The organism is Streptacidiphilus sp. ASG 303, assembly GCF_020991365.1.
Classification (GTDB): Bacteria; Actinomycetota; Actinomycetes; order Streptomycetales; family Streptomycetaceae; genus Peterkaempfera.
Genome location: NZ_JAJLRA010000001.1, coordinates 1 through 19,008 on the forward strand (window position 1 = coordinate 1; position 19,008 = coordinate 19,008).

Consider the following 19,008-nt stretch of genomic DNA (forward strand, 5'->3'; position numbering starts at 1 on the left):
GCACCGCGGTGACCAACTGGTGGTCCAACGGCAACAACGCCATCGCCTTCGGCCGCGGCAGCAAGGGCTACGTCGCCATCAACCACGAGAGCAGCGCGGTCACCCAGACCTTCCAGACCTCGCTGCCCGCCGGCACCTACTGCGACGTCCAGCACGGCGACCCCACCTCGGGCGGCGGCTGCACCGGCACCACCTACACGGTGGGCTCCACCGGGACCTTCACCGCCACCGTCGGCGCCGGTGACGCGATCGCCCTCTACGTGGGCGCCAAGGGCTGAGGCCCCGGCCCCGGACGTGCCGGACGCCCCCCGCCGAGTCCCGGCGGGGGGCGTCCGTCCGTGCGGTGGGGAACGGCGGGGCGTCAGCCGGCGGCCGGGTCCTCCCGGACGACGAGGACGTCGCCGGCGGGCACCACCGCCGTGCCGTCGACGGGCGTGCCCCGGACCACGTCGATGCCGCGGGCGGGGACGCGGGCGTCGGCGCCGGTGTGGTTGATCAGGAACAGGTAGCCCGCCCCCGGCCCGGTGCGGCGGACCGCCTCGACACCCTCGGGCACCTCGGCGACGGGGGCGACCCCGGCCTCCCCGCAGATCCGGCGCAGGATCCGGGCCAGGCCGTCGCGGTCGGGGCGGGTGGCGACGTACCAGGCGGTGCCGTCGCCGTGGGCGTGGCGGGTGACCGCCGGCCCGCCGGGCACCGGCCCGCCCTCCTCGCCCTTGGCGAACGCCAGGACCTGCTCGGCGCCGCGCAGCTCGACGGCCTCGGTCCACACGGTGGCCGCGGAGCCGTCGTCGAGCCGCACGGACTCGCCGGCCCGCAGCGGGTGGAACTCGTCGGTGCGCAGCCCGAGCATCTCCCGGTAGGCGCCCGGGTACCCGCCGGGCCGCACGTGGTCGTGCACGTCGACCAGGCCGCTGAAGAAGCCGACGGCCGCGTGCCCGCCCCCGGCGACGTAGCGCTCCAGCGCCTCGGCGTGGGCGTCGGCGACCAGGTACTGGCTGGGGACGAGCACCAGTCGGTACCCGGACAGGTCGGCGCCGGGGTGGACGATGTCGCACGCGGTGCCGGAGGACCACAGGGCGGCGTACCAGGCGCGGACAAGGTCGAGGTAGCGCACGTCGACCGAGGGGCGGGCGTCGAGCTCCAGGGCCCACCACGCCTCCCAGTCGAAGAGGAGCGCGACGTCGGCGCGGACGCGGGTGCCGCGGACCTCGGCGAGGGCCTGCAGCTCGGCGCCGAGCGCGGCCGTCTCCCGCCAGGTCTTCGTGTCCGTCCCGCCGTGCGGGAGCATCGCCGAGTGCCACTTCTCGGCGCCGGCCCGGGACTGCCGCCACTGGAAGTACATGATGCCGTCGGCGCCGCGGGCGAGGTGGGCCAGGGAGTTGCGGCGCATCTGGCCCGGCGTCTTGGCGATGTTGCGGGGCTGCCAGTTGACGGCCGAGGTGGAGTGCTCCATGAGCAGCCAGGGCGCGCCGCCGCCCATGCCCCGGGCCAGGTCGGCGTCGAAGGAGAGGCCGATGTGGCCCTCGGGGTCGGCCGCGGTGAGGTAGTGGTCGACGGAGACGAAGTCGGTCTCGCGGGCGAAGGCGAAGCCGTCGACCTTCTTCTCCAGCGTGCCCATGAGGTTGGTGGTGAGGGGCGTGTCCGGGGAGAGGCGGCGCAGGACCTCGACCTCGCGGCGGTGGCAGGCCAGCAGCGCGTCGGAGGAGAACCGCCAGTGGTCGAGCTGCTGGGTGGGGTTGCCGATGGCGGGGGTGGCGCGCGGGGGCAGGACCTCCTCCCAGGCGCCGTAGCGCTGGCTCCAGAAGGCGGTGCCCCAGGCGTGGTTGAGGCCGTCGAGGGTGCCGTAGCGCTCGCGCAGCCAGTCGCGGAAGGCCTCGGCGCTGGTGTCGCAGAAGCAGTGGGCGTTGTGGTTGCCCCACTCGTTGTGGACGTGCCACAGCACCACGGCGGGGTGGTCGCGGTACCGCTCGGCGATCCGCTCGACCAGGCGGGCGGCGGCCTCGGCGTACACCGGGCTGCTGGGGCAGAAGCCCTGCCGGGAGCCGTGGGAGAGGCGGACGCCCTCGGCCGTGACCGGCATGGCCTCGGGGTGGCGGGTGGCGAACCACGGCGGGGGCGAGGCGGTGGCGGTGGCCAGGTCGACGGCGATCCCGTGCGCGTGGAGCAGGTCGAGGACCTCGTCGAGGCCGGAGAAGTCCCACTCGCCCGGGGCGGGTTCGACCCAGGCCCAGGAGAAGACGCCGACGGTGACGAGGTTGACGCCGGCCTCCTGCATGAGGCGGGCGTCCTCGCGCCAGGTCTCCCGGGGCCACTGCTCGGGGTTGTAGTCGCCGCCGTAGGCGATGCGGCCGCCGAGGCGGTCGGTGAGGGCGCGCAGGGCCCCGTCCGCGGTGGTGGCGCTCACGACTTCACCGCCCCTGCGGAGAGTCCGGCCCGCCAGTAGCGCTGGAGGGCGAGGAAGGCGATCACGATGGGCACCACCGACACCAGCGAGCCGGTGACGGTGAGGATCTGCAGCTGCGGGTCGCGGCTGACCTGGGACTGCCAGGTGAACAGGCCGAGGGTGACCGGGTAGAGCCGCTCGTCCTGGAGCATGACCAGCGGCAGCAGGAAGTTGTTCCAGATGACGACGAACTGGAACAGGAAGATGGTCACCATGGCGGGCGACATCAGCCGCAGCGCGATGGTGAAGAAGGTCCGCATCTCGCCGGCGCCGTCGATGCGGGCCGCCTCGATGACCTCGTCCGGCACCGAGCTCGCCGCGAAGATCCGCGACAGGTAGACGCCGAAGGGGCTGACGATGCTCGGCAGGAAGACGGACCAGAAGGTGTTGGTCGCGTCGAGCTTGGCGAACATCAGGAAGAGCGGCAGCGCGAGGGCGGTGGCGGGCAGCAGCACGCCGCCGAGGATGACGGAGAAGACCAGCTCGCGGCCGCGGAAGGTGTACTTGGCGAGGGCGTAGCCGGCCATGGAGGAGAGCAGGGTGCCGACGGCGGCGCCGAGGCCCGCGTAGAGCAGGCTGTTGAGCAGCCAGTGCAGGTAGACGCCGTCCTCGCGGGTGAAGAGGGCCTTGAGGTTCTCGCCCAGGTGGAAGCCGGAGAACCAGAAGCCGAAGCTGTCGACGAGGTCGCCCTGGCTCTTGGTCGCGGAGACGAGCAGCCAGAAGACCGGCAGCAGCATGTAGACGGCGGCGAGCACGAGGAAGACCGTGGCCATGACGACCGCGGCGCGGTTGTCCCGGGGCCCGCGCGCCCGCCCGTCGGCGGCCGGGCGCGCGGGGTGGGCGCCGGCCGTGTCGGTGAGGATGCTCATGCCTGGGCCTTTCGACTGCTGAGCTTGAGGAAGCCGAAGGAGAGGATGAAGGTGGCGAGGGCCAGGGTCACCGACATGGCGGCGGCCTCGCTGTAGTCGTCCCCGGCGGCCAGCGAGTACGCGGCCAGGTTCGGCGTGTAGGTGCTGGTGACGCTGGTGGAGATGGAGCGGAAGACCTGCGGCTCGGTGAAGAGCTGCAGGGTGCCGATGATGGAGAAGACGCCGGTGAGCACGAGCGCCGGGCGCACGATGGGCACCTTGATCCGCCAGGCGATGGCGGCGCCGGTCGCGCCGTCCATGCGGGCCGCCTCGTAGATGTCGGCGGGGATGGCCTGCAGGGCGGCGTAGATGATCAGCATGTTGTAGCCGGTGTACGTCCAGGTGACGACGTTCGCCATGGACCACAGGATGCTGCCGGAGCCGAGGAAGTCCGGGTGGGCGCCGACCTTGTGGAGCACGTCCACGACCGGGGAGAGCCGCGGGTCGTACAGGAAGCCCCACATGAGGGCGGCGATGACGCCGGGGATGCCATAGGGCACGAAGTAGGCGACGCGGAAGAACCGCTTCAGGCGCGCCACGGTCGAGTCGAGCAGCAGCGCGAGGACCAGGGCGAACAGCAGCATCACGGGGATCTGGACGATCCCGAACAGCAGCACGCGGCCGACGCTGCGCGTGAAGTCGGGGTCGGACAGGACCTCGCGGTACTGGTGCAGGCCGGCGAAGACGCTCGTGGTGTGCCCGAAGGTGCCGCCGACCCGCTGGGTGCGGAAGAGGCTCTGGTAGGCGGCGTACCCGACCGGCACCACCGTGAAGAGGGTGAAGGGCACGAGGAAGGGCAGCAGGAACAGCCAGTGGCCCCGCTGCCGTCTGGGCCTGGCGGGGGAGGTCCGGGAGGTCGCGGCCGGTGCCGCGGCGGTCCGGGTGGGGACTGCGGTCATGCGGGGACTCCTTGGGGACGGGCGGCTGCGCGGCCGGGGCCGCGCAGCCGCCTCGCACTGCTACTCGGCGACCTGCAGGGACTGCTTCTTGAGCGAGTCCACCGTCTTGGCGTCGGTGTCGCGCAGGACGTCGGACAGCTTGCCACCGCCGCCCAGGGAGCCGGCGATGCCGTCGCTCATGAAGCGGTAGGTGTCGGTCATGGTCGGGCCCCAGGCCCACTTGGTGTCGACGCCCTTGGACGCCTGGGCGAAGACGTCGAAGATCTTCTGCCCGCCGTAGAAGTCCACCGGCTGCTGGAGGGCGGAGAGGCTCAGGCCCTTGGTGGCGGCCGGGTAGAGGCCGCCCTCGCGGTTGAGGATCTCCAGCGCCTTCGGGTCGGAGTTCAGCCAGACGGCGAACTTCGACGCCTCGTAGGGGTGCTTGCTGCCGGCGAGGACGGCGGTGCTGGAGCCGCCCCAGTTGCCGGCCTTCTGCTCGCCCGCGTTCCACTGCGGCATGGGGGCGACGGCCCACTTGCCGGCGGTGGCCTTGGCGTTGTCACGGATGGTGCTGTAGCCCCAGGCGGCGCTGATCCAGGTGGCGACCTCGCCGTCGTTCCACGCCTTGTACAGCGCGGGGGAGAAGCCCTGGAGGTCGGTGGCGACGAGCTTCTCGTCGATCATCTTCTGCCAGTAGTCGGCGACCTTGCGGTTGGCCGGGCTGTCGACGTCGACCTTCCACTTGTCGCCGTCCTGGGAGAACATGCTGGTGCCGCCCTGCCACAGCAGACCGGTGAACCAGTTGGGGTCGGTCTGCGAGAAGTGGGTGATGGAGGCCTTGGGGTCGGCCTTCTTCAGGGCCTTGGCGTCCTGGTAGTACTCGTCCCAGGTCTTCGGCACCGGGATCTTGTACTTGTCGAAGAGGTCCTTGCGGTAGAAGAGCGCCATCGGACCGGTGTCCTCGGGGATGGCCCAGACGCCGTCCTTGCCGTTCGCGCCGAAGGTGACCTGGGACCACGTCCAGTCGACGAAGTCGCCGGAGGCCTGCTTGACCGGGTCGCAGGAGGAGATGTCGGCCAGGCCGTCCTTCAGGCGGAAGCTGGCGAGGGAGTCGTACTCCATCTGCCCGAGGTCGGGCGCCTTGCCGGCCTTCAGGGCGTTGGACATGTTCTGGTAGGTGCCGGCGTTGCCCGCAGGAGTGGTCTTCACCGTCACGTGGATGTCGGGGTTCTGGCGGTTCCACTCGGCGACGGCCTTGTCCATGCCGGGCACCCAGGACCAGAAGGTCAGGTCGACCTTGCCGTTGCTCTTGGTGCACGCCGCGGCCTTGGCGCCGCCGCCGCCGTCACCGCCGCTGCTGCACGCGGCAGCGGAGGCGACGAGCGGGAGGCAGACCAGAGCGGCGGCGAGAGCACGTCTCCGGGAGGGGCGGTGGCGCATGGACATGAGCGACTCCTCGAGTCGTTGCGGCCTGCTTCGTCCCTGCAGGCCGGGATGCGAACACCTTCGACCTACGTTTCGCCAAAGTCAACATCTTCGCGAAGATGAGAACTCAAATGAACATCGGATGTTGCCAAGCTGTGAGGTTCGGAGCCCCGGAGGAGCCGTTGGCGGACTCGCTGCGCGGCGGTAGGCTCACGTTCCGTACGTGCCGGATCGGACGGAGTCGCCCTGAGACCTCCTTTCCCACATGCACGGACGGGCACACCCCCGCCACGGAGGGTCCCCGCGGTGCCGCGCGAGGCGAAGTCCCGCGAGCGTCGATGTTGGAAATTGTTGATTCACGTTACTAACCCTCGGACCGACCCTCGGACCGACCCTCGGACGGGAGACCCATGGACGCGGTGACCTTCGACCCCGCCACCCGCACCTGGCTGCTGCGCACGGCGAACAGCTCCTACGCGCTCCGCCTGGACGACGCCGGGCTGCTGCGCCACGTCCACTGGGGGCGGCCCCTCACCCCCGCGCAGGCCGCGGCCGTCCCGCTGCGCGAGGGCCCGGCCAGCAGCTTCGACGGCGCCGTCCGCGAGGAGTACCCGAGCGAGGGGGGCGCCCGCTTCGGCGTGCCCGCGCTGCAGGTCAGGTACGCCGACCGGGGCCGGGGCCTGCAGTGGCGGCACACCGGGCACCGCATCGACGGGGGCGCCCTCGCCCTCTCCTTCCACGACGACCACCACCCCCTGGAGCTGGAGCTGCACTACCGGGTCCACCCGGACAGCGACGTGGTCGAACGGTGGGCGTCGCTGCGGCACACCGCCGAGGCCGGCACGGCGCAGGACACCCCCGTGGAGGTCCTGCGCCTGGACTCCGCCTGCTGGACGCTGCCCGTCCTGGACGACTACCGGCTCAGCCACGTCACCGGCGGCTGGTCCGGCGAGTTCCGGCTGCACCGCACGCCGCTGCCCGCCGCCGAGACGACCCTCACCAGCCGCCGCGGCATCACGAGCCACCAGGCCAACCCGTGGCTCATGGTCGACGGCGGGGACGCGGGCGAGGAGCACGGCGAGGTGTGGGGCGCCGCCCTCGCCTGGAGCGGCAGCTGGCGCATCACGGCCTCGCGCAGCCACACCGGGGACGTGGCGGTGACCGGCGGCGCCGGCCACGAGGGGCCGGCCGTCGTGCTGCGGGCGGGCGGGACGTGGGAGACGCCGGTCTTCGCGGGGCTGTACACCGACGGCGGCTTCGGCGCCGCCAGCCGCGCCTGGCACCGGTACACCGCCGGCCACGTCCTGCCGCGGCCCGACGAGCTGCGGCCGGTGGTCTACAACTCCTGGGAGGCCGTGCAGTTCGACGTCACGGAGGAGAAGCAGCGGGAGCTGGCGGCGAGGGCCGCCGCCCTGGGCGTCGAGCTGTTCACCGTGGACGACGGCTGGTTCGGGGCGCGGCGCAGCGACGCGGCCGGGCTCGGCGACTGGACGCCCGCCCCCGACCGGTTCCCCGACGGCCTGGGGCCGCTGGTGGCGGAGGTCCGCCGCCTGGGCATGCGGTTCGGCCTCTGGGTGGAGCCCGAGATGGTCAACCCCGACAGCGACCTGTACCGGGCGCACCCCGACTGGGTGCTGCACACCGCCCACCGCGACCGCACCGAGCTGCGCAACCAGCTCGTGCTGAACTTCGCCCGCCCGGACGTCGCGGAGTGGGCCCTCGGGTGGCTCGACGCCCTCGTCGCCGAGCACCGGATCGACTACCTCAAGTGGGACATGAACCGGGCGTTCACCGAGGCCGGCTGGCCCGGCGCCGCCGACCCCGACCGTCTGTGGCACGACCACGTCCACGGCGTCCACCGCGTCATGGACAGGCTGCGCGCCGCCCACCCCGGCCTGCGGATCGAGGCGTGCGCGGGCGGCGGCGGCCGCGTCGACCTGGGCGTCCTCGCCCGCACCGACCAGGTGTGGACCTCCGACAACACCGACGCCCACGACCGCCTCTCGATCCAGCACGGCTACAGCCAGCTCTACCCGGCCCGCACCATGACGGCCTGGGTCACCGACAGCCCCAACCCGCTGACCGGGCGCCGGCTGCCGCTGGCCTTCCGGTTCCGGGTCGCGATGGCGGGGGCGCTCGGCATCGGCGGCGACCTGCTGCACTGGTCGCCGGAGGAGCTGGCGGAGGCGGCGCGGCTGGTCGAGGAGTACAAGGAGATCCGGCCGGTGGTCCAGCAGGGCGAGCTGCACCGGCTGCGGGACGCCGTGCAGTACACACTCGGCGACCGGGTCGTGGTCGTCGCCTGGCGGCTCCCGTCCGTGTACGACGGGGCCGCGCCCGCCCCGCTGCGGCCGGCCGGCCTGGACCCGCAGCGGCGGTACCGCGACGAGGCGACGGGCGAGGTCCACCACGGCGCGGTGCTGCTCGCGCACGGCCTGCCGCTGCGGCTCGCCGGCGACTGGGCGAGCGCGGTGGTGCGGCTCACCGCGGTGGACTGAGCCGTGCGGGACCGGGCCGTCCGGGGCGGGGACTCCGGGAGGGGCCCGGTCCCGGACGGCTCCGGCGGCGGGGCCGGGCCCCCCGGGACGGACCCGTCCCGGGGGGCCCGGCGCGTCCTGGGGCGGCCCCTCCGCGCCCCCCGGGGGGACACCTGGGCGCCCCTGGGTGTCAGGCGGCGCGGACGACGCGGGCCACGAGGTCCCGCCAGCCGGCGTCCAACCGCTCGAACGTCATCCCGCCGCGCCGGCGGAGGTGGTCGACGAGGGCGGTGTCGAGGAAGGCCAGCAGGGCCTCCGCGAGCAGCTCCTGGTCGCCGCCCGCCCCGGCCTCCCGCAGCAGCGCGGAGACATGGACGAGGCGGACGCGGCGCGGCGCGGCGAAGCGGCGGTCCGGGTCGTGCTCGGCGGCGAGGAGGAGGCCCGCGTGCACGACGAGGTGGCGCAGGGTGGCCGTCCCGAACGCCTCCAGGCGCTGCACGGGGGGCGCGCCGGGCCCGAGCGGCGGGGGCCCGGCGAGGAAGGACTGCTGGTAGGCGCGCTCGGCGTGGTCCAAAAGGGCAAGCATGAGGCCCGCACGGTCACCGAACCGCCGGAAGACGGTGCCCTTGCCGACGCCGGCCGCCGCGGCGACGGCCTCCATGGTGACGTGCTCGGGCCCGTGCTCGGCGACCAGCCGCGCGGCTGCCTCCAGGAGCCGGAGGCGGTTGCGCACGGCGTCCGCCCGGCACGGCGAGGCCTCGGCCGGGGCCTCGTCGGCCAGGCGCAGGGGCGTCCGGCCGGCCGGGGGGTCCGGGAGGGGCGGCGGGACCGGGAGGCGGGCGGGGGCGGCGCCCGGGGAGCCACCGTCCGGCGCACCGGTCCCCGGGGGGCGGGTGTCCGGGGAGCAGGCGTGCGGGCGGGCGGGGCCCGGGCGGTCGGGGTCCGGACGGTCGGGGTCTGGGCGGGCGGATCCGGGGACCGGCGGGTGCAGTGCGGCGGTGCGGCGGGCGGGCGGGCGGGGTGCGGCCATGCGGCCAGGGTAACGCCGGGCGGGGAGGAAGTGGACCGCGGTCCGTTTGCTGTGCTACACCTGGGAATGCATCCGGACCACGGTCCGTTTGACTGGTCACCGGCCCTGACCGCCACCGCCGTCCGTACTTTCGGGAGTACCCATGTCCGTCCGCATCCTCGCGCTCGTCGGCAGCCTCCGCGCCGGCTCCCACAACCGCCAGCTCGCCGAGGCGGCCGTCAAGCTCGCCCCCGAGGGCACCGAGGTCGAGCTCTACGAGGGCCTCGCCGACGTGCCGTTCTACAACGAGGACCTCGACGTCGAGGGCTCCCTGGCGGAGGCGGCCGTCCGTCTGCGCGAGGCCGCCGGCCGGGCCGACGCCTTCCTGCTCTTCTCGCCCGAGTACAACGGCACCATCCCCGCCGTGCTGAAGAACGCGATCGACTGGCTGTCCCGCCCGCGCGGCGCCGGCGGCTTCATGGGCAAGCCCGCCGCCGTCGTCGGCACCGCCTACGGCCAGTTCGGCGGCGTGTGGGCGCAGGACGAGGCCCGCAAGGCCCTGGGCATCGCCGGCGCGGAGGTCCTGGAGGACGTGAAGCTGTCCGTCCCCGGCTCCGTCGTGCGCTTCGCCGAGACCCACCCGCTGGACGACGCCGAGGTCGCCGACCAGCTCGCCGCCGTGCTGACCCGCCTCTCCGCCGAGGCCGGCCGGCCCGCCGCCGTCTGACCCCCGCTCCTCCCCCGCCGGCCCCGAAGCACGGGTGCAGGACCGCGCGGCCGCAGCGAGGCGGCCGTGCCGGAAGCGAGGCCCCCGCGACGGGCGGGGGCGGGAGGCAGGTGGACATGTCGAAGGCCACGAGGACCGTCCGCAGGAGCGCCGCCGGTGCGGTCGCGGCCCTGGCCGCGGTCGCCGGGGGACTCACCGGGGCCGGGCCCGCCGCGGCCGCGCCCGCCGCGGAGCCGAAGCCGGTCGCGTCGCTCGACGTGCAGCGCTACCTCGGCCACTGGTACCAGGTGGCGGCCGTCCCGGCCCTGTACGAGGTCCAGTGCCTGCGCAACAGCGCCGCCGACTACGGCGCCACGGACCGGGGCACGGTGGCGGTGCGGAACTCCTGCACCTCCCTCTTCGGCCTCACCAGCACCGTCAAGGGGGACGCGAAGCCGCTCGACGCCACGGGCGCGCGGCTCAACGTCTCCTTCGTCAGGCTCGGCGGCACGTGGACCCACACCTCCACCGCGAACTACATCGTGGTCGGGCTCGACCGGGACTACCGGTGGGCGGTGGTCACCGACTCCGCACGGCGCAGCGGGTTCGTCCTCTCCCGCACCCCCTCGCTGACCGCAGGGCAGACCGGGGCCGCCCGGGACGCGCTGCGGGCCGCCGGCGTCGACCCCTGCTCGCTGCGGACGACCGCCCAGGACGCCACCGCGCAGGGCGCCGGGCAGCAGGGCGGGCAGCGCTTCTGCTGAACCGGCGGACGCGGACGGCCGGGGCCGGCCGGGGCACGTGCGCGGTCCCGGCCGCTCCCGGCCGCCCCGGGCCGTCCCGGGCGCGCCGGTGCGCGGGCGGCGGGCCGCCCGCCGGCCGGACGGCAGCGGATGCACGGGCCGCCGCGGAGGTGTACCCATGATGGGTATGCGGTACCGGCGGCGGCGTGCGAGCGGGGCGGAGCAGCGGCCGCCCGCGGCCCTGGTCGCGGTGCCCGTCGTCCTGGTCGTGCTGATCACCGTCGCCGACATCCTCTCGCCGGACCACATCCACCTGGGACCGCTGCTGGTGGTCGCCCCGGCCCTGACCTCGTCGTTCGCCGGGCCCCGGCTGACCGCGGCCGTCGCGGCGCTCGCCGTCGGCGCCCAGGTCGTGATCGCCGTCGTCCGCAACAGCATCACCACCTCGAACCACGAGACCCAGATCGCGGCCCTGGTCCTGGTGTCGGCCTTCGTCGTGTTCTTCAGCCGCCTGCAGGAGCGCCGCGACGCGGAGCTGGCACAGGTGCGGTCGGTCTCCGAGGCGGCGCAGCAGGTGCTCCTCAGGCCGCTGCCGCGCCGGATCGGCCCGCTGCAGGTCGCCTCCGTCTACCTGGCCGCCGAGGACCACGCGCGGATCGGCGGCGACTTCTACGCGGCGGTCCGCACCCCGGGCGGGACGAGACTGCTGATCGGGGACGTCCGCGGCAAGGGCATGGAGGCCGTGGACCATGCGGCGCTCGTCCTGGGCGCCTTCCGCGCGGCCGCCCACCGCAACCCGGACCTGCCCGCGCTGGCGGCCCACCTGGACGGCGCCGTCAGCTGGAACACCTCCCCGCACACGGGGGAGGCGGGCGAGGCCTTCGCCACGGCGGTCCTGGTCGACATCCCCGACGACGCCCCGGAGGTGCACCTGCTGACCTGCGGGCACCCGCCGCCCCTGCTGCTCCGGCACGGCACCGCCGTCAGCCTCGACGCCCGGCGGCCCGACCCGCCGCTCGGCCTCGGCTCCCTGCTGCCGGACACGGGCGCCGTCGACGTCTTCCCCTTCCGCAAGGGGGACGTGCTGCTCCTGTACACCGACGGCGTGGTCGAGGCGCGGGACGCGCGCGGCTCCTTCTACCCGCTCGCGGAGCGCGTCGCCTCCTGGCGCCACACCTGGTCGCCCGACCACCTCGTCGACCGCATCCACGGCGAGCTCACCGCCCACACCGACGGCACGCTCGACGACGACGTGGCTCTCCTCGCCGTGCGCCGGACGGCCTGACCGGGGCGGTCCCCGCCCGGGCCGGTCCCGGTCAGGGCCGGACACGGTCAGGGCCGGACACAGTCAGGGCCGGACACGGTCGCGGTAGCCTGTCGGCCATGCTGCTGCCGGGAAGACGGGGGCGCGGACGGCGCCGGGGACGGCACCCCGTGGACGGCTGGCGCGCCACCGTGGTGGAGCGGCGCACCGCCAGGGGCGGGGCGCCGTGGGACGACGGCCCCGCCGACGGGCCCCGCACCCTGGTCCGCACGGCGGACGGCCTCACCGTCGCCGCGGACGGCCGGGAGGTGCTCTGCACGGGCCCGGACGGACGGACCCGCTGGTCGCACGCCTGCGCCGGACCGCCCCGGGAGGCGTACGCCTCCGGCGGGCGGCTGCTCGTCGCGACGGACTCCCCCGACTACCACCCCTGGGGCCACCTCGGCCCCGCGCTGCTGCTGGACCTCGGCACCGGGGCGGTCGTCGCGGAGCTGCGCGGCGAGCACGGCGCGGCCCTGGACGGCGGGCGGTTCCTGCTCGGACTGGCCGGGTACGACGTGTTCGACACCTGGCGGCACGGCCCGGACGGCGCCCTGGAGGACGCCTGGCGCAGCTTCGGCCACTACGTGGCGGGCCCTGGCGGCGACGTGCGGGTGGTGGAGCGGACGTCCCCGCCGGACCGCCCCTGCCGGGTGGTGCGGCTGCTGCCCGGCGGGACGGTGGAGGAGGGTCCCGTCCTGGCCGGCAGCCAGGTGCCCGCTCCGGTGGTCCTGCCGGACGGGACGCTGGTCGTGCTGGACGCGGGGGTGCTGCGGGCCGTCGACGGGACGCTGCACGACGCGGCGCTCGCCCGGCTGCTGCCCCACCCGGCGGGGGAGGCGTGGCGGTTCGACGGCCGGCGGGCCCTCGACGGGGACCGGATCGGCGTCCGGATCGACGAGCGCGCCCGGGAGGACCGCACCCGGCGGACCACGCACCTCTGGTCGGTCGCGCTGCGCCACGACGGCCGGACGGCCGGCTGAGGCGCCCCGGAACGGCGGGGCGGGCACCCGGGTCAGGAGCCCCCGGGGCGTCCGCGGGACCTCCGCGGGCGGCTCTCAGGGCAGGACGAGGTGGGTGGTGTCGTCCCACTGCGGGCCGCCGGTGCTGCTGTCCCAGTCGCGCTCCTCGTCGAGGCGCTCCTCGCGGTCCCACGGGTACGCCGGCTCCGGGGCGGCGGGCACGACCACCACGTGCGAGGAGGCGCGGTGCACCGCGTGCCCCGCGACCGAGCCGAGGCCGGCGGCCGAGCGGACGATCGAGGACGACACCTCGCCGGAGGCCCGCCCCACGGACCCGCAGACCAGCAGGTCGGCGTGGGCGGCCCGCTCCACCAGGGTCCGGACCGGGTCCGACCGGCGCACCACCTCGACCACGGCCGTCAGCCCGCGTCCGCTGGGGGTGGGGGGCAGCTGCTCCACGGTGAAGCGCATCATCCGCCGCGCGGCGGCGGCGGTCTCGTCCTCGGAGTGGCCGGGCCACTGCCAGGGCCAGACGACGTGCACGACGCGGAGCCGGGCGCGGTGCAGGTCCGCCTCGCGGAACGCCCAGAGCAGGGCGGCGCGCCCGGCCGCCGAGTCGTCGATCCCGACCAGGACCTCGCGGACGTGGTGCGGCCGGTCCCGGACGAGGACGGTGGGGCACGCGGCGGAGACCGCGCAGCGCAGGGCGGTGGCGCCCAGGAGCTGCTCGCGCAGGCCGCTGGTGCCGGCGGCGCCGAGGACGAGCAGCCCGGCCGTCCGCGCCGCCCCGACCAGGTCGGACGCGGGACCGGCCAGGGCGGACTCGGCGGGTACGGCGGAGCGCTCCACGGCGACGGCCGGGTCGGGCGGGACGGGCAGGTGCCGGTCCACGTCGGCGAGCACCGCGTCGTCCTCCGCCCTCGCGTCCCCGGCGGCGCCGAACCAGCGGCGCAGGGGGTGCCCGACGCCCGTCACGTGGACGGCGTGCAGCCCGGTGCGGCGGCGGGACGCCTCCCGGTACGCCCAGTCGAACGCGGCCCACGAGAGGTCCGAGCCGTCGATGCCGACGACCACCCCGCCCGGCGTGTCCATCCATCCGCTCCCGCGTGCTCGTCCCGTCCGCCGGCTCCGCGCGGCGCCTCCCTCCAGCAGAGCCCGGCGGCGGGCGGGGCGCGACCGGTCGGGCGCATCGGGGTGACGGGCGGCCGCCGGGCGGAGCCGGTGGCGGGGGTCCGGGACCGCCGCGGCCGGGCGGCGGGGCCGCCGGGCCGCAGGGTCACAGGGCCGCCGGGCCGCCGGGAGGTCCGTCAGACGCGGCCCATGGTGCGGGTGACGCGGATCTCCAGGACGACCCGCTCGGGGTTGGCGCGCGGCACGCGGTACCGCTCGGTGTAGCGGCGCACGGCGTCGGCGACGGCCTCCGGCTCGTCGCGGACGACGGCCATGCCCTCCAGGGTGGCCCAGCGGGCGCCGTCGACCTGGCAGACGGCGACGCGTGCGCCGCCGGGGCCGGCGGCCAGGACGTTGCGGGCCTTGCGGCTGCCCCTGCCGGTGATGACCCGGGCCAGGCCGGCGTCGGCGTCGTAGGTCACGCCGACGGGGACGAGGTGGGGCGTGCCGTCCGGCCGGGGGGTGCAGAGGGTGCAGAGGTGTCGCTCGCGCCAGAAGTCCAGGTAGGCGTCGTCGGTGCGGAGCGGGGCGGTCGTCATGGGGTCGTCCTCCGGTACGGGAGCGCGCGGCGGGGCCGCGGCGGGGCTGCGGCCCGCGGTCGCTCGGGGCCATCCTCCCGCGTCCGGAGGGGGGTCGGGCCCGACCGGGGGCACGGCGCGCCACGGGCGGGGTGTGCCATGGGCGGGGTGCGCCACGGCGGGGCCCGGCGCCGGCAGGACCCAGGGCCGGGCGGGCGGGCAGGACCCACGGCCGGGCGGCCGGCGCGGCCGGGCTCAGCCCGCCGCGCCGGGGCCGCCGGGCGGCGCGGCGCCGGCCGCGGGGTCCGCCCCGGCCTCCGCCGCGGAGGCGGCGCGCACCGCGGCGGCGGCCCCGGAGAGGAAGCGGGCGACCGCGTCGCGCTCGTCCGGGCCGAGGGCGGCGACCACGCCGTCCACCGCGTCGATCAGCGGCTGGAGGGCCCCGGCGAGCTCCTGCCGGGCGTGGGCGGTGGTGTGGACGACCTGGCGGCGGCGGTCGGTGGGGTGCGGCGCGCGCGTGACGTGGCCGGCGGCCTGGAGCCGGTCGACCAGCGCCGTCGCGGAGGCGGAGCGGATGCCGAGCCGGTCGCCGAGCTCGACGGGCCCGAGGCCGCCGCCCTCGGCCAGGCGCTCCCCCTCGATCAGGTGCTCCAGGGCGCCGAGGTCGGTGGCCCCCATGCCCAGGCGGCGGGCGAGGGCGTGCTCGGCCTCGCGGTTGGCCCGCAGGAGTTCGCGCAGCGCCCAGGCCACCTCGCTGCCGCTGACCGGCACGGCGGCCCGGGGCTCCCCGGGCGCAGGGGTGTGCTCGCCCGCCATCGCGTTGACTCCTTCCGCATTTCGCTAGAAAATCTAGCTACCAGCTTTCCGAACCATCCTGTCGGTCCGAGGCCGATTGTCGCGCACGGGCCGCGAAGGAGCCATCGTGAGCAGCCTGTCCGAAGGGACACCGCCCGCCCGGCCCGCCGCCGGACCCGACCGCCACCGGTGGTGGGGCCTGGTGGCGATCAGCCTCGGCGTCTCCCTGATCATCGTCGACTCGACCATCGTCAACGTCGCCGTGCCCAGCATCATCGACGACCTGGGCATCACCTCCAGCGACGCCCAGTGGGTCCAGGAGTCCTACACCCTCGTCTTCGCGGCGCTGCTGCTCCTGGCGGGCCGGACGGCGGACCGGCTGGGGCGCCGGCGGGTCTTCCTCACCGGCGTGCTGGTCTTCATGGCCGCCAGCGTCCTCGCCGCCACGGCGGGCTCGGGTCCGGCGCTGATCGGCAGCCGCCTGCTGCAGGGCGTCGGCGGCGCGATGATCCTGCCGACCTCCCTCTCCCTGATCAACGCCACCTTCCGCGGGGGCGACCGCGGCAAGGCCTTCGCGATCTGGGGCTCCACGATCGGCGGCACCGCCGCGCTCGGCCCGCTGCTCGGCGGCTGGCTGACGGCCGACTTCTCCTGGCGCTGGGCGTTCGGCATCAACATCCCCTTCGGCCTGCTGGTGCTCGGCGGCGCCCTGGCCTTCCTGCCGGAGAGCCGGGACCGCAGCGGGGACGGCGGCGTCGACCTGCCCGGCGCCCTGCTGTCGGTGGTCGGCTTCACCGGCATCGTCTTCGGACTCATCGAGGGGCGCACCTACGGCTGGTGGCGGCTGGAGCAGCCGTTCCACGCGCTGGGCCTGGAGCTGACGGGGGGCCTGTCGCCGGTGCCCGCCGCCTTCGCCGCGGGGGCGGTCGCGCTCGCCGCCTTCGCCGCGGTGGAGGTCCGCCGCAACCGGGCGGGGCGGCCCGCCATGCTCGACCTGCGCCTCTTCCGCATCCCTACGTTCCGCAACGGCAACGTGGTGGCGGGCGTGGTGAGCCTGGGCGAGTTCGGCCTGCTCTTCTCGCTGCCGCTGTGGCTGCAGAACGTCCTCGGGTACTCCGCGCTCCAGGCGGGCGTCGCCCTGCTGCCGCTGGCGATCGGCAGCTTCGTGGCGAGCGGTCTGGGCGCGGTGCTGGGGCAGCGTGTCGGCACGGTCAACGTGGTGATCGCGGGCATCGCCCTGGAACTGGTGGGCGTGGCCGGGGTCGGCGTGGTCGCCGGGCCGGACACCAGCGGCTGGGCGGTGGCGCCGTTCCTCTTCCTGTACGGGGCGGGCGTGGGCTGGGCCACGGCGCAGATCACCGGCATCACGCTCTCCGACGTGCCGGTGGAGCAGTCGGGCCAGGGGTCGGGCATCCAGAGCACCGCCCGCCAGATCGGCTCGGCGCTCGGCATCGCCGTCCTCGGCACCGTGCTCTTCACCTCCCTGGAGAGCGGGCTGTCGGACTCCCTGACCTCCTCGGGCACACCGGCCCCGCAGGCGCACGCGACCGCCCGGCTCGTCCGCGACACCGCGGGCAGCGCCATCCCCGCGCTGGAGCGGAGCCCGGGAACCCGGCCGGCGGCCGACCGGGCGCGGACGGCGCTGTCCGACGCGACGTCATGGGCCGCGTACAGCGCGGCGGCGGCGCTGGGCCTCGGCCTGGCGGCGGCGCTGCGGCTGCGCAGCACCCTGCCGGACCACGGCCGCCCGCAGCGGCCGGGCGGGGCGCCCGCGCCGTCCCCGGAGGCCGCGGGGAGGGCGTGACCCGCGCGGCGTGCGGACGGGCCCCCGGCCGGGAGCGGATCCCGGCCGGGGGCCCGCGCGCTCCCGGGGCCGGGTGCGGCGCGCGGGTCCGCGGCCGGACGTGCGCGGCGGTGGCATGCACCGGGCGCCGGGCGGGCAGTGGCGGAGCACACCGCTGTGCAAAGGAGAGGTCAAATGAGCGCACCCACCAGGGCGGAGAGTCAGGACGCGGAGGACCGCGACGGCTCCGGGAGGGCCCCGGCTGCTGCGGACCGCGACGCCGGGGGCGCCCCTGCAGGGGGAGCCGCCGACGGGGGCACCCGCGCCGCGGCGGGCGACGACGAGGAGACGCCCAAGGAGCGGGCCGACCGGCGGTGGAACGAGCTCATCCAGGAGGTGCGGGTGGCCCAGACCGGGGTGCAGATCCTGCTCGGCTTCCTGCTGAGCGTGGCGTTCACCCCGCGCTTCGCCGAACTGGGCGGCGCGGACCGCACGGTGTACGTCGTCACCGTGGTGCTCGGCGCCGCGACCACCGGCGCCCTCATAGCCCCCGTGGCACTGCACCGGATGCTGAGCGGCCTGCGGCTGAAGTCCGAGGTGGTCGACGTGGCCGCGCGGCTGACGGCGCTCGGCATGGCCCTGCTGGCCGTCACGCTGGTCTCGGCCCTGCTGCTCCTGCTGCACGTGGCCACCGGCTCGGCCGCGGCGGAGTGGATCGTGGCGGGCGTGGCGGTGTGGTTCGGCATCTGCTGGTACGCGCTCCCCGCGTGGCTGCGCCGCCGGGGCGAGCGCCGCAGCGGCGCGGCGGAGCGGGACGCCGGGTGATCGGGAGGCCCGGAGGCCCGGAGACCGGGAGGCCGGGACGCCCGGAGACCGGGAGACCGGGACGCCGGGTGACCGGGAGACCGGCCGAGGGGCCCGCAGGGCCCGCCGCGGAAGGACGGCCCCCGCGGGCAATCCGCGGCGGCCGCGGCGGCGAATCCCCTGGGGCGCCGCTGCGGGGACACGTGCGGCGCCTGCCCCCGCCGGGCGCCCTGACCGGCCCGGCGGGGGCGTCCTCCCCCCGGCGGTGAGCCGCGCGGGGCGCCGCCGCCCGGCGAGCGCGGCACCGCCGGGCGGGTGAAACCGGGGCGGGCAGGAATCAGCGGCCCGCAGAGGGGCGTTGGCCCCGTCATGACGACTCTCGGACTGATCGGCAGCGGCAACATCGGCGGCACCCTGGCCCGGCTGGCCGTGGACGCCGGCCTCGACGTGGTGCTCAGCAACTCGCGCGGCCCGGAGACCCTCGCGGACCTGGTGGCGGAGCTCGGCCCGCGGGCCCGGGCGGCCACCCCGGCGGAGGCCGCCGCCGCGGGCGACTGGGTGGTGGTGACCGTCCCCCTGAAGGCCTACGGCGCGATGCCCCGCGAGGAGCTGGCGGGCCGGACGGTGATCGACACCACCAACTACTACCCGGAGCGCGACGGGCGGATCGAGGAGCTCGACAGCGGCTCCACCACCGCCAGTGAGCTGGTGCAGCGGCACCTGGACGGCTCGCACGTGGTCAAGGCGTTCAACAACATCTACTTCCGGCACCTCGGGTCGCTGGCCCGCCCGTCGGGCGCGGCGGACCGCACGGCACTGCCGATCGCCGGCGACGACGCGGACGCCCGGAAGCGGGTCGCGGACCTGCTGGACGTCCTGGGCTTCGACACGGTGGACGCGGGCCCGCTGGCCGAGGGGTGGCGCTTCGAGCCCGGCACGCCCGCCTACGGCCTGCCGTACCTGGTGGACCCCTCGCTCCCCTTCACCGAGGACCCGGGCAGCCCCGCGGACGCGGCGTCCGTGCGCGCCGCCCTGGAGGCGGCGCGGCGCGGCGACGCCGGCTGACCCGGCGGACCGGCCG

General features: G+C 75.8%; 17 protein-coding genes. 9 read left to right on the top strand and 8 right to left on the bottom strand.

Annotated elements, in window-relative coordinates; translation table 11 throughout:
* Window positions 1-278: alpha amylase C-terminal domain-containing protein (locus LO771_RS00005; RefSeq protein WP_230646972.1), on the top strand; the 278-nt coding region annotated here is incomplete at its 5' end.
* An 83-nt stretch (window positions 279-361) separates the two neighbouring features.
* On the opposite strand, the gene LO771_RS00010 is transcribed toward LO771_RS00005, so the two are convergent.
* Genes LO771_RS00010 through LO771_RS00025 form a run of 4 tightly spaced genes read right to left on the bottom strand, consistent with a single transcriptional unit; the run spans window position 362 to window position 5,678 of the window.
* Window positions 362-2,407, bottom strand: a complete 2,046-nt coding sequence (locus LO771_RS00010; RefSeq protein ID WP_230646973.1) for a beta-galactosidase — start codon at window positions 2,405-2,407, stop codon at window positions 362-364.
* Entirely contained in the window at window positions 2,404-3,315 is a 912-nt protein-coding gene (locus tag LO771_RS00015; RefSeq protein ID WP_230646974.1) for a carbohydrate ABC transporter permease, read from the bottom strand. The genes LO771_RS00010 and LO771_RS00015 overlap by 4 nt, the downstream gene beginning before the upstream one ends.
* On the bottom strand, window positions 3,312-4,253 hold the full coding sequence (locus tag LO771_RS00020; protein WP_230646975.1) for a carbohydrate ABC transporter permease: 942 nt from the start codon (window positions 4,251-4,253) through the stop codon (window positions 3,312-3,314). The genes LO771_RS00015 and LO771_RS00020 overlap by 4 nt, the downstream gene beginning before the upstream one ends.
* 60 nt (window positions 4,254-4,313) lie before the next feature.
* A complete protein-coding gene (locus tag LO771_RS00025; RefSeq protein ID WP_230646976.1) occupies window positions 4,314-5,678 on the bottom strand; it encodes an ABC transporter substrate-binding protein in 1,365 nt (454 codons plus the stop codon).
* Window positions 5,679-6,067: 389 nt separating this feature from the next.
* On the opposite strand from LO771_RS00025, the gene LO771_RS00030 reads away from it, so the two are divergent.
* The gene (locus LO771_RS00030) at window positions 6,068-8,155 is read left to right on the top strand and encodes an alpha-galactosidase (protein ID WP_230646977.1); all 2,088 of its coding nucleotides are present in this window, start codon (window positions 6,068-6,070) and stop codon (window positions 8,153-8,155) included.
* Between the two features lie 169 nt (window positions 8,156-8,324).
* Here the strand turns inward: LO771_RS00030 and LO771_RS00035 are convergent, their stop codons facing one another.
* Window positions 8,325-8,921 carry a TetR/AcrR family transcriptional regulator gene (locus LO771_RS00035; RefSeq protein ID WP_230647900.1) on the bottom strand — a complete coding sequence of 199 codons (597 nt, stop codon included), beginning with the start codon at window positions 8,919-8,921 and terminating at the stop codon, window positions 8,325-8,327.
* Between the two features lie 385 nt (window positions 8,922-9,306).
* On the opposite strand from LO771_RS00035, the gene LO771_RS00040 reads away from it, so the two are divergent.
* From LO771_RS00040 to LO771_RS00055, 4 genes are all read left to right on the top strand, one after another.
* Entirely contained in the window at window positions 9,307-9,870 is a 564-nt protein-coding gene (locus LO771_RS00040) for an NADPH-dependent FMN reductase (protein ID WP_230646978.1), read from the top strand.
* 116 nt (window positions 9,871-9,986) lie between these two features.
* On the top strand, window positions 9,987-10,613 hold the full coding sequence (locus tag LO771_RS00045) for a lipocalin family protein (protein WP_230646979.1): 627 nt from the start codon (window positions 9,987-9,989) through the stop codon (window positions 10,611-10,613).
* A 160-nt stretch (window positions 10,614-10,773) separates the two neighbouring features.
* Window positions 10,774-11,877 carry a PP2C family protein-serine/threonine phosphatase gene (locus tag LO771_RS00050; protein ID WP_230647901.1) on the top strand — a complete coding sequence of 368 codons (1,104 nt, stop codon included), beginning with the start codon at window positions 10,774-10,776 and terminating at the stop codon, window positions 11,875-11,877.
* A 149-nt stretch (window positions 11,878-12,026) separates the two neighbouring features.
* A complete protein-coding gene (locus tag LO771_RS00055) occupies window positions 12,027-12,878 on the top strand; it encodes a hypothetical protein (RefSeq protein WP_230646980.1) in 852 nt (283 codons plus the stop codon).
* A gap of 75 nt (window positions 12,879-12,953) precedes the next feature.
* On the opposite strand, the gene LO771_RS00060 is transcribed toward LO771_RS00055, so the two are convergent.
* The 3 genes from LO771_RS00060 to LO771_RS00070 form a co-directional block, all read right to left on the bottom strand.
* Window positions 12,954-13,949 (bottom strand): universal stress protein, encoded by a 996-nt coding sequence (locus LO771_RS00060; RefSeq protein WP_230646981.1) that lies wholly within the window; start codon window positions 13,947-13,949, stop codon window positions 12,954-12,956.
* 215 nt (window positions 13,950-14,164) lie between these two features.
* Window positions 14,165-14,566 carry a pyridoxamine 5'-phosphate oxidase family protein gene (locus LO771_RS00065; protein ID WP_230646982.1) on the bottom strand — a complete coding sequence of 134 codons (402 nt, stop codon included), beginning with the start codon at window positions 14,564-14,566 and terminating at the stop codon, window positions 14,165-14,167.
* Between the two features lie 234 nt (window positions 14,567-14,800).
* Window positions 14,801-15,361 (bottom strand): MarR family winged helix-turn-helix transcriptional regulator, encoded by a 561-nt coding sequence (locus tag LO771_RS00070; protein ID WP_230646983.1) that lies wholly within the window; start codon window positions 15,359-15,361, stop codon window positions 14,801-14,803.
* A gap of 106 nt (window positions 15,362-15,467) precedes the next feature.
* On the opposite strand from LO771_RS00070, the gene LO771_RS00075 reads away from it, so the two are divergent.
* The 3 genes from LO771_RS00075 (at window position 15,468) to LO771_RS00085 (ending at window position 18,992) form a co-directional block, all read left to right on the top strand.
* Window positions 15,468-17,144, top strand: coding sequence for an MFS transporter (locus LO771_RS00075; protein WP_230646984.1), 1,677 nt, complete (start codon window positions 15,468-15,470; stop codon window positions 17,142-17,144).
* A 174-nt stretch (window positions 17,145-17,318) separates the two neighbouring features.
* Complete coding sequence (locus LO771_RS00080) at window positions 17,319-17,948, top strand: DUF6328 family protein (RefSeq protein ID WP_230646985.1); 630 nt, start codon at window positions 17,319-17,321, stop codon at window positions 17,946-17,948.
* 348 nt (window positions 17,949-18,296) lie between these two features.
* On the top strand, window positions 18,297-18,992 hold the full coding sequence (locus LO771_RS00085; protein ID WP_230646986.1) for an NADPH-dependent F420 reductase: 696 nt from the start codon (window positions 18,297-18,299) through the stop codon (window positions 18,990-18,992).
* Window positions 18,993-19,008 lie beyond the last annotated feature (16 nt).

Bases quoted from the DNA above. Each gene is read 5' to 3' on its own strand.
- LO771_RS00015 (WP_230646974.1), bottom strand. From the start codon at position 3,315: ATGAGCATCCTCACCGACACGGCCGGCGCCCACCCCGCGCGCCCGGCC.
- LO771_RS00020 (WP_230646975.1), bottom strand. From the start codon at position 4,253: ATGACCGCAGTCCCCACCCGGACCGCCGCGGCACCGGCCGCGACCTCC.
- LO771_RS00025 (WP_230646976.1), bottom strand. From the start codon at position 5,678: ATGTCCATGCGCCACCGCCCCTCCCGGAGACGTGCTCTCGCCGCCGCT.
- LO771_RS00030 (WP_230646977.1), top strand. From the start codon at position 6,068: ATGGACGCGGTGACCTTCGACCCCGCCACCCGCACCTGGCTGCTGCGC.
- LO771_RS00040 (WP_230646978.1), top strand. From the start codon at position 9,307: ATGTCCGTCCGCATCCTCGCGCTCGTCGGCAGCCTCCGCGCCGGCTCC.
- LO771_RS00045 (WP_230646979.1), top strand. From the start codon at position 9,987: ATGTCGAAGGCCACGAGGACCGTCCGCAGGAGCGCCGCCGGTGCGGTC.
- LO771_RS00050 (WP_230647901.1), top strand. From the start codon at position 10,774: ATGGGTATGCGGTACCGGCGGCGGCGTGCGAGCGGGGCGGAGCAGCGG.
- LO771_RS00060 (WP_230646981.1), bottom strand. From the start codon at position 13,949: ATGGACACGCCGGGCGGGGTGGTCGTCGGCATCGACGGCTCGGACCTC.
- LO771_RS00065 (WP_230646982.1), bottom strand. From the start codon at position 14,566: ATGACGACCGCCCCGCTCCGCACCGACGACGCCTACCTGGACTTCTGG.
- LO771_RS00070 (WP_230646983.1), bottom strand. From the start codon at position 15,361: ATGGCGGGCGAGCACACCCCTGCGCCCGGGGAGCCCCGGGCCGCCGTG.
- LO771_RS00080 (WP_230646985.1), top strand. From the start codon at position 17,319: ATGAGCGCACCCACCAGGGCGGAGAGTCAGGACGCGGAGGACCGCGAC.
- LO771_RS00085 (WP_230646986.1), top strand. From the start codon at position 18,297: ATGACGACTCTCGGACTGATCGGCAGCGGCAACATCGGCGGCACCCTG.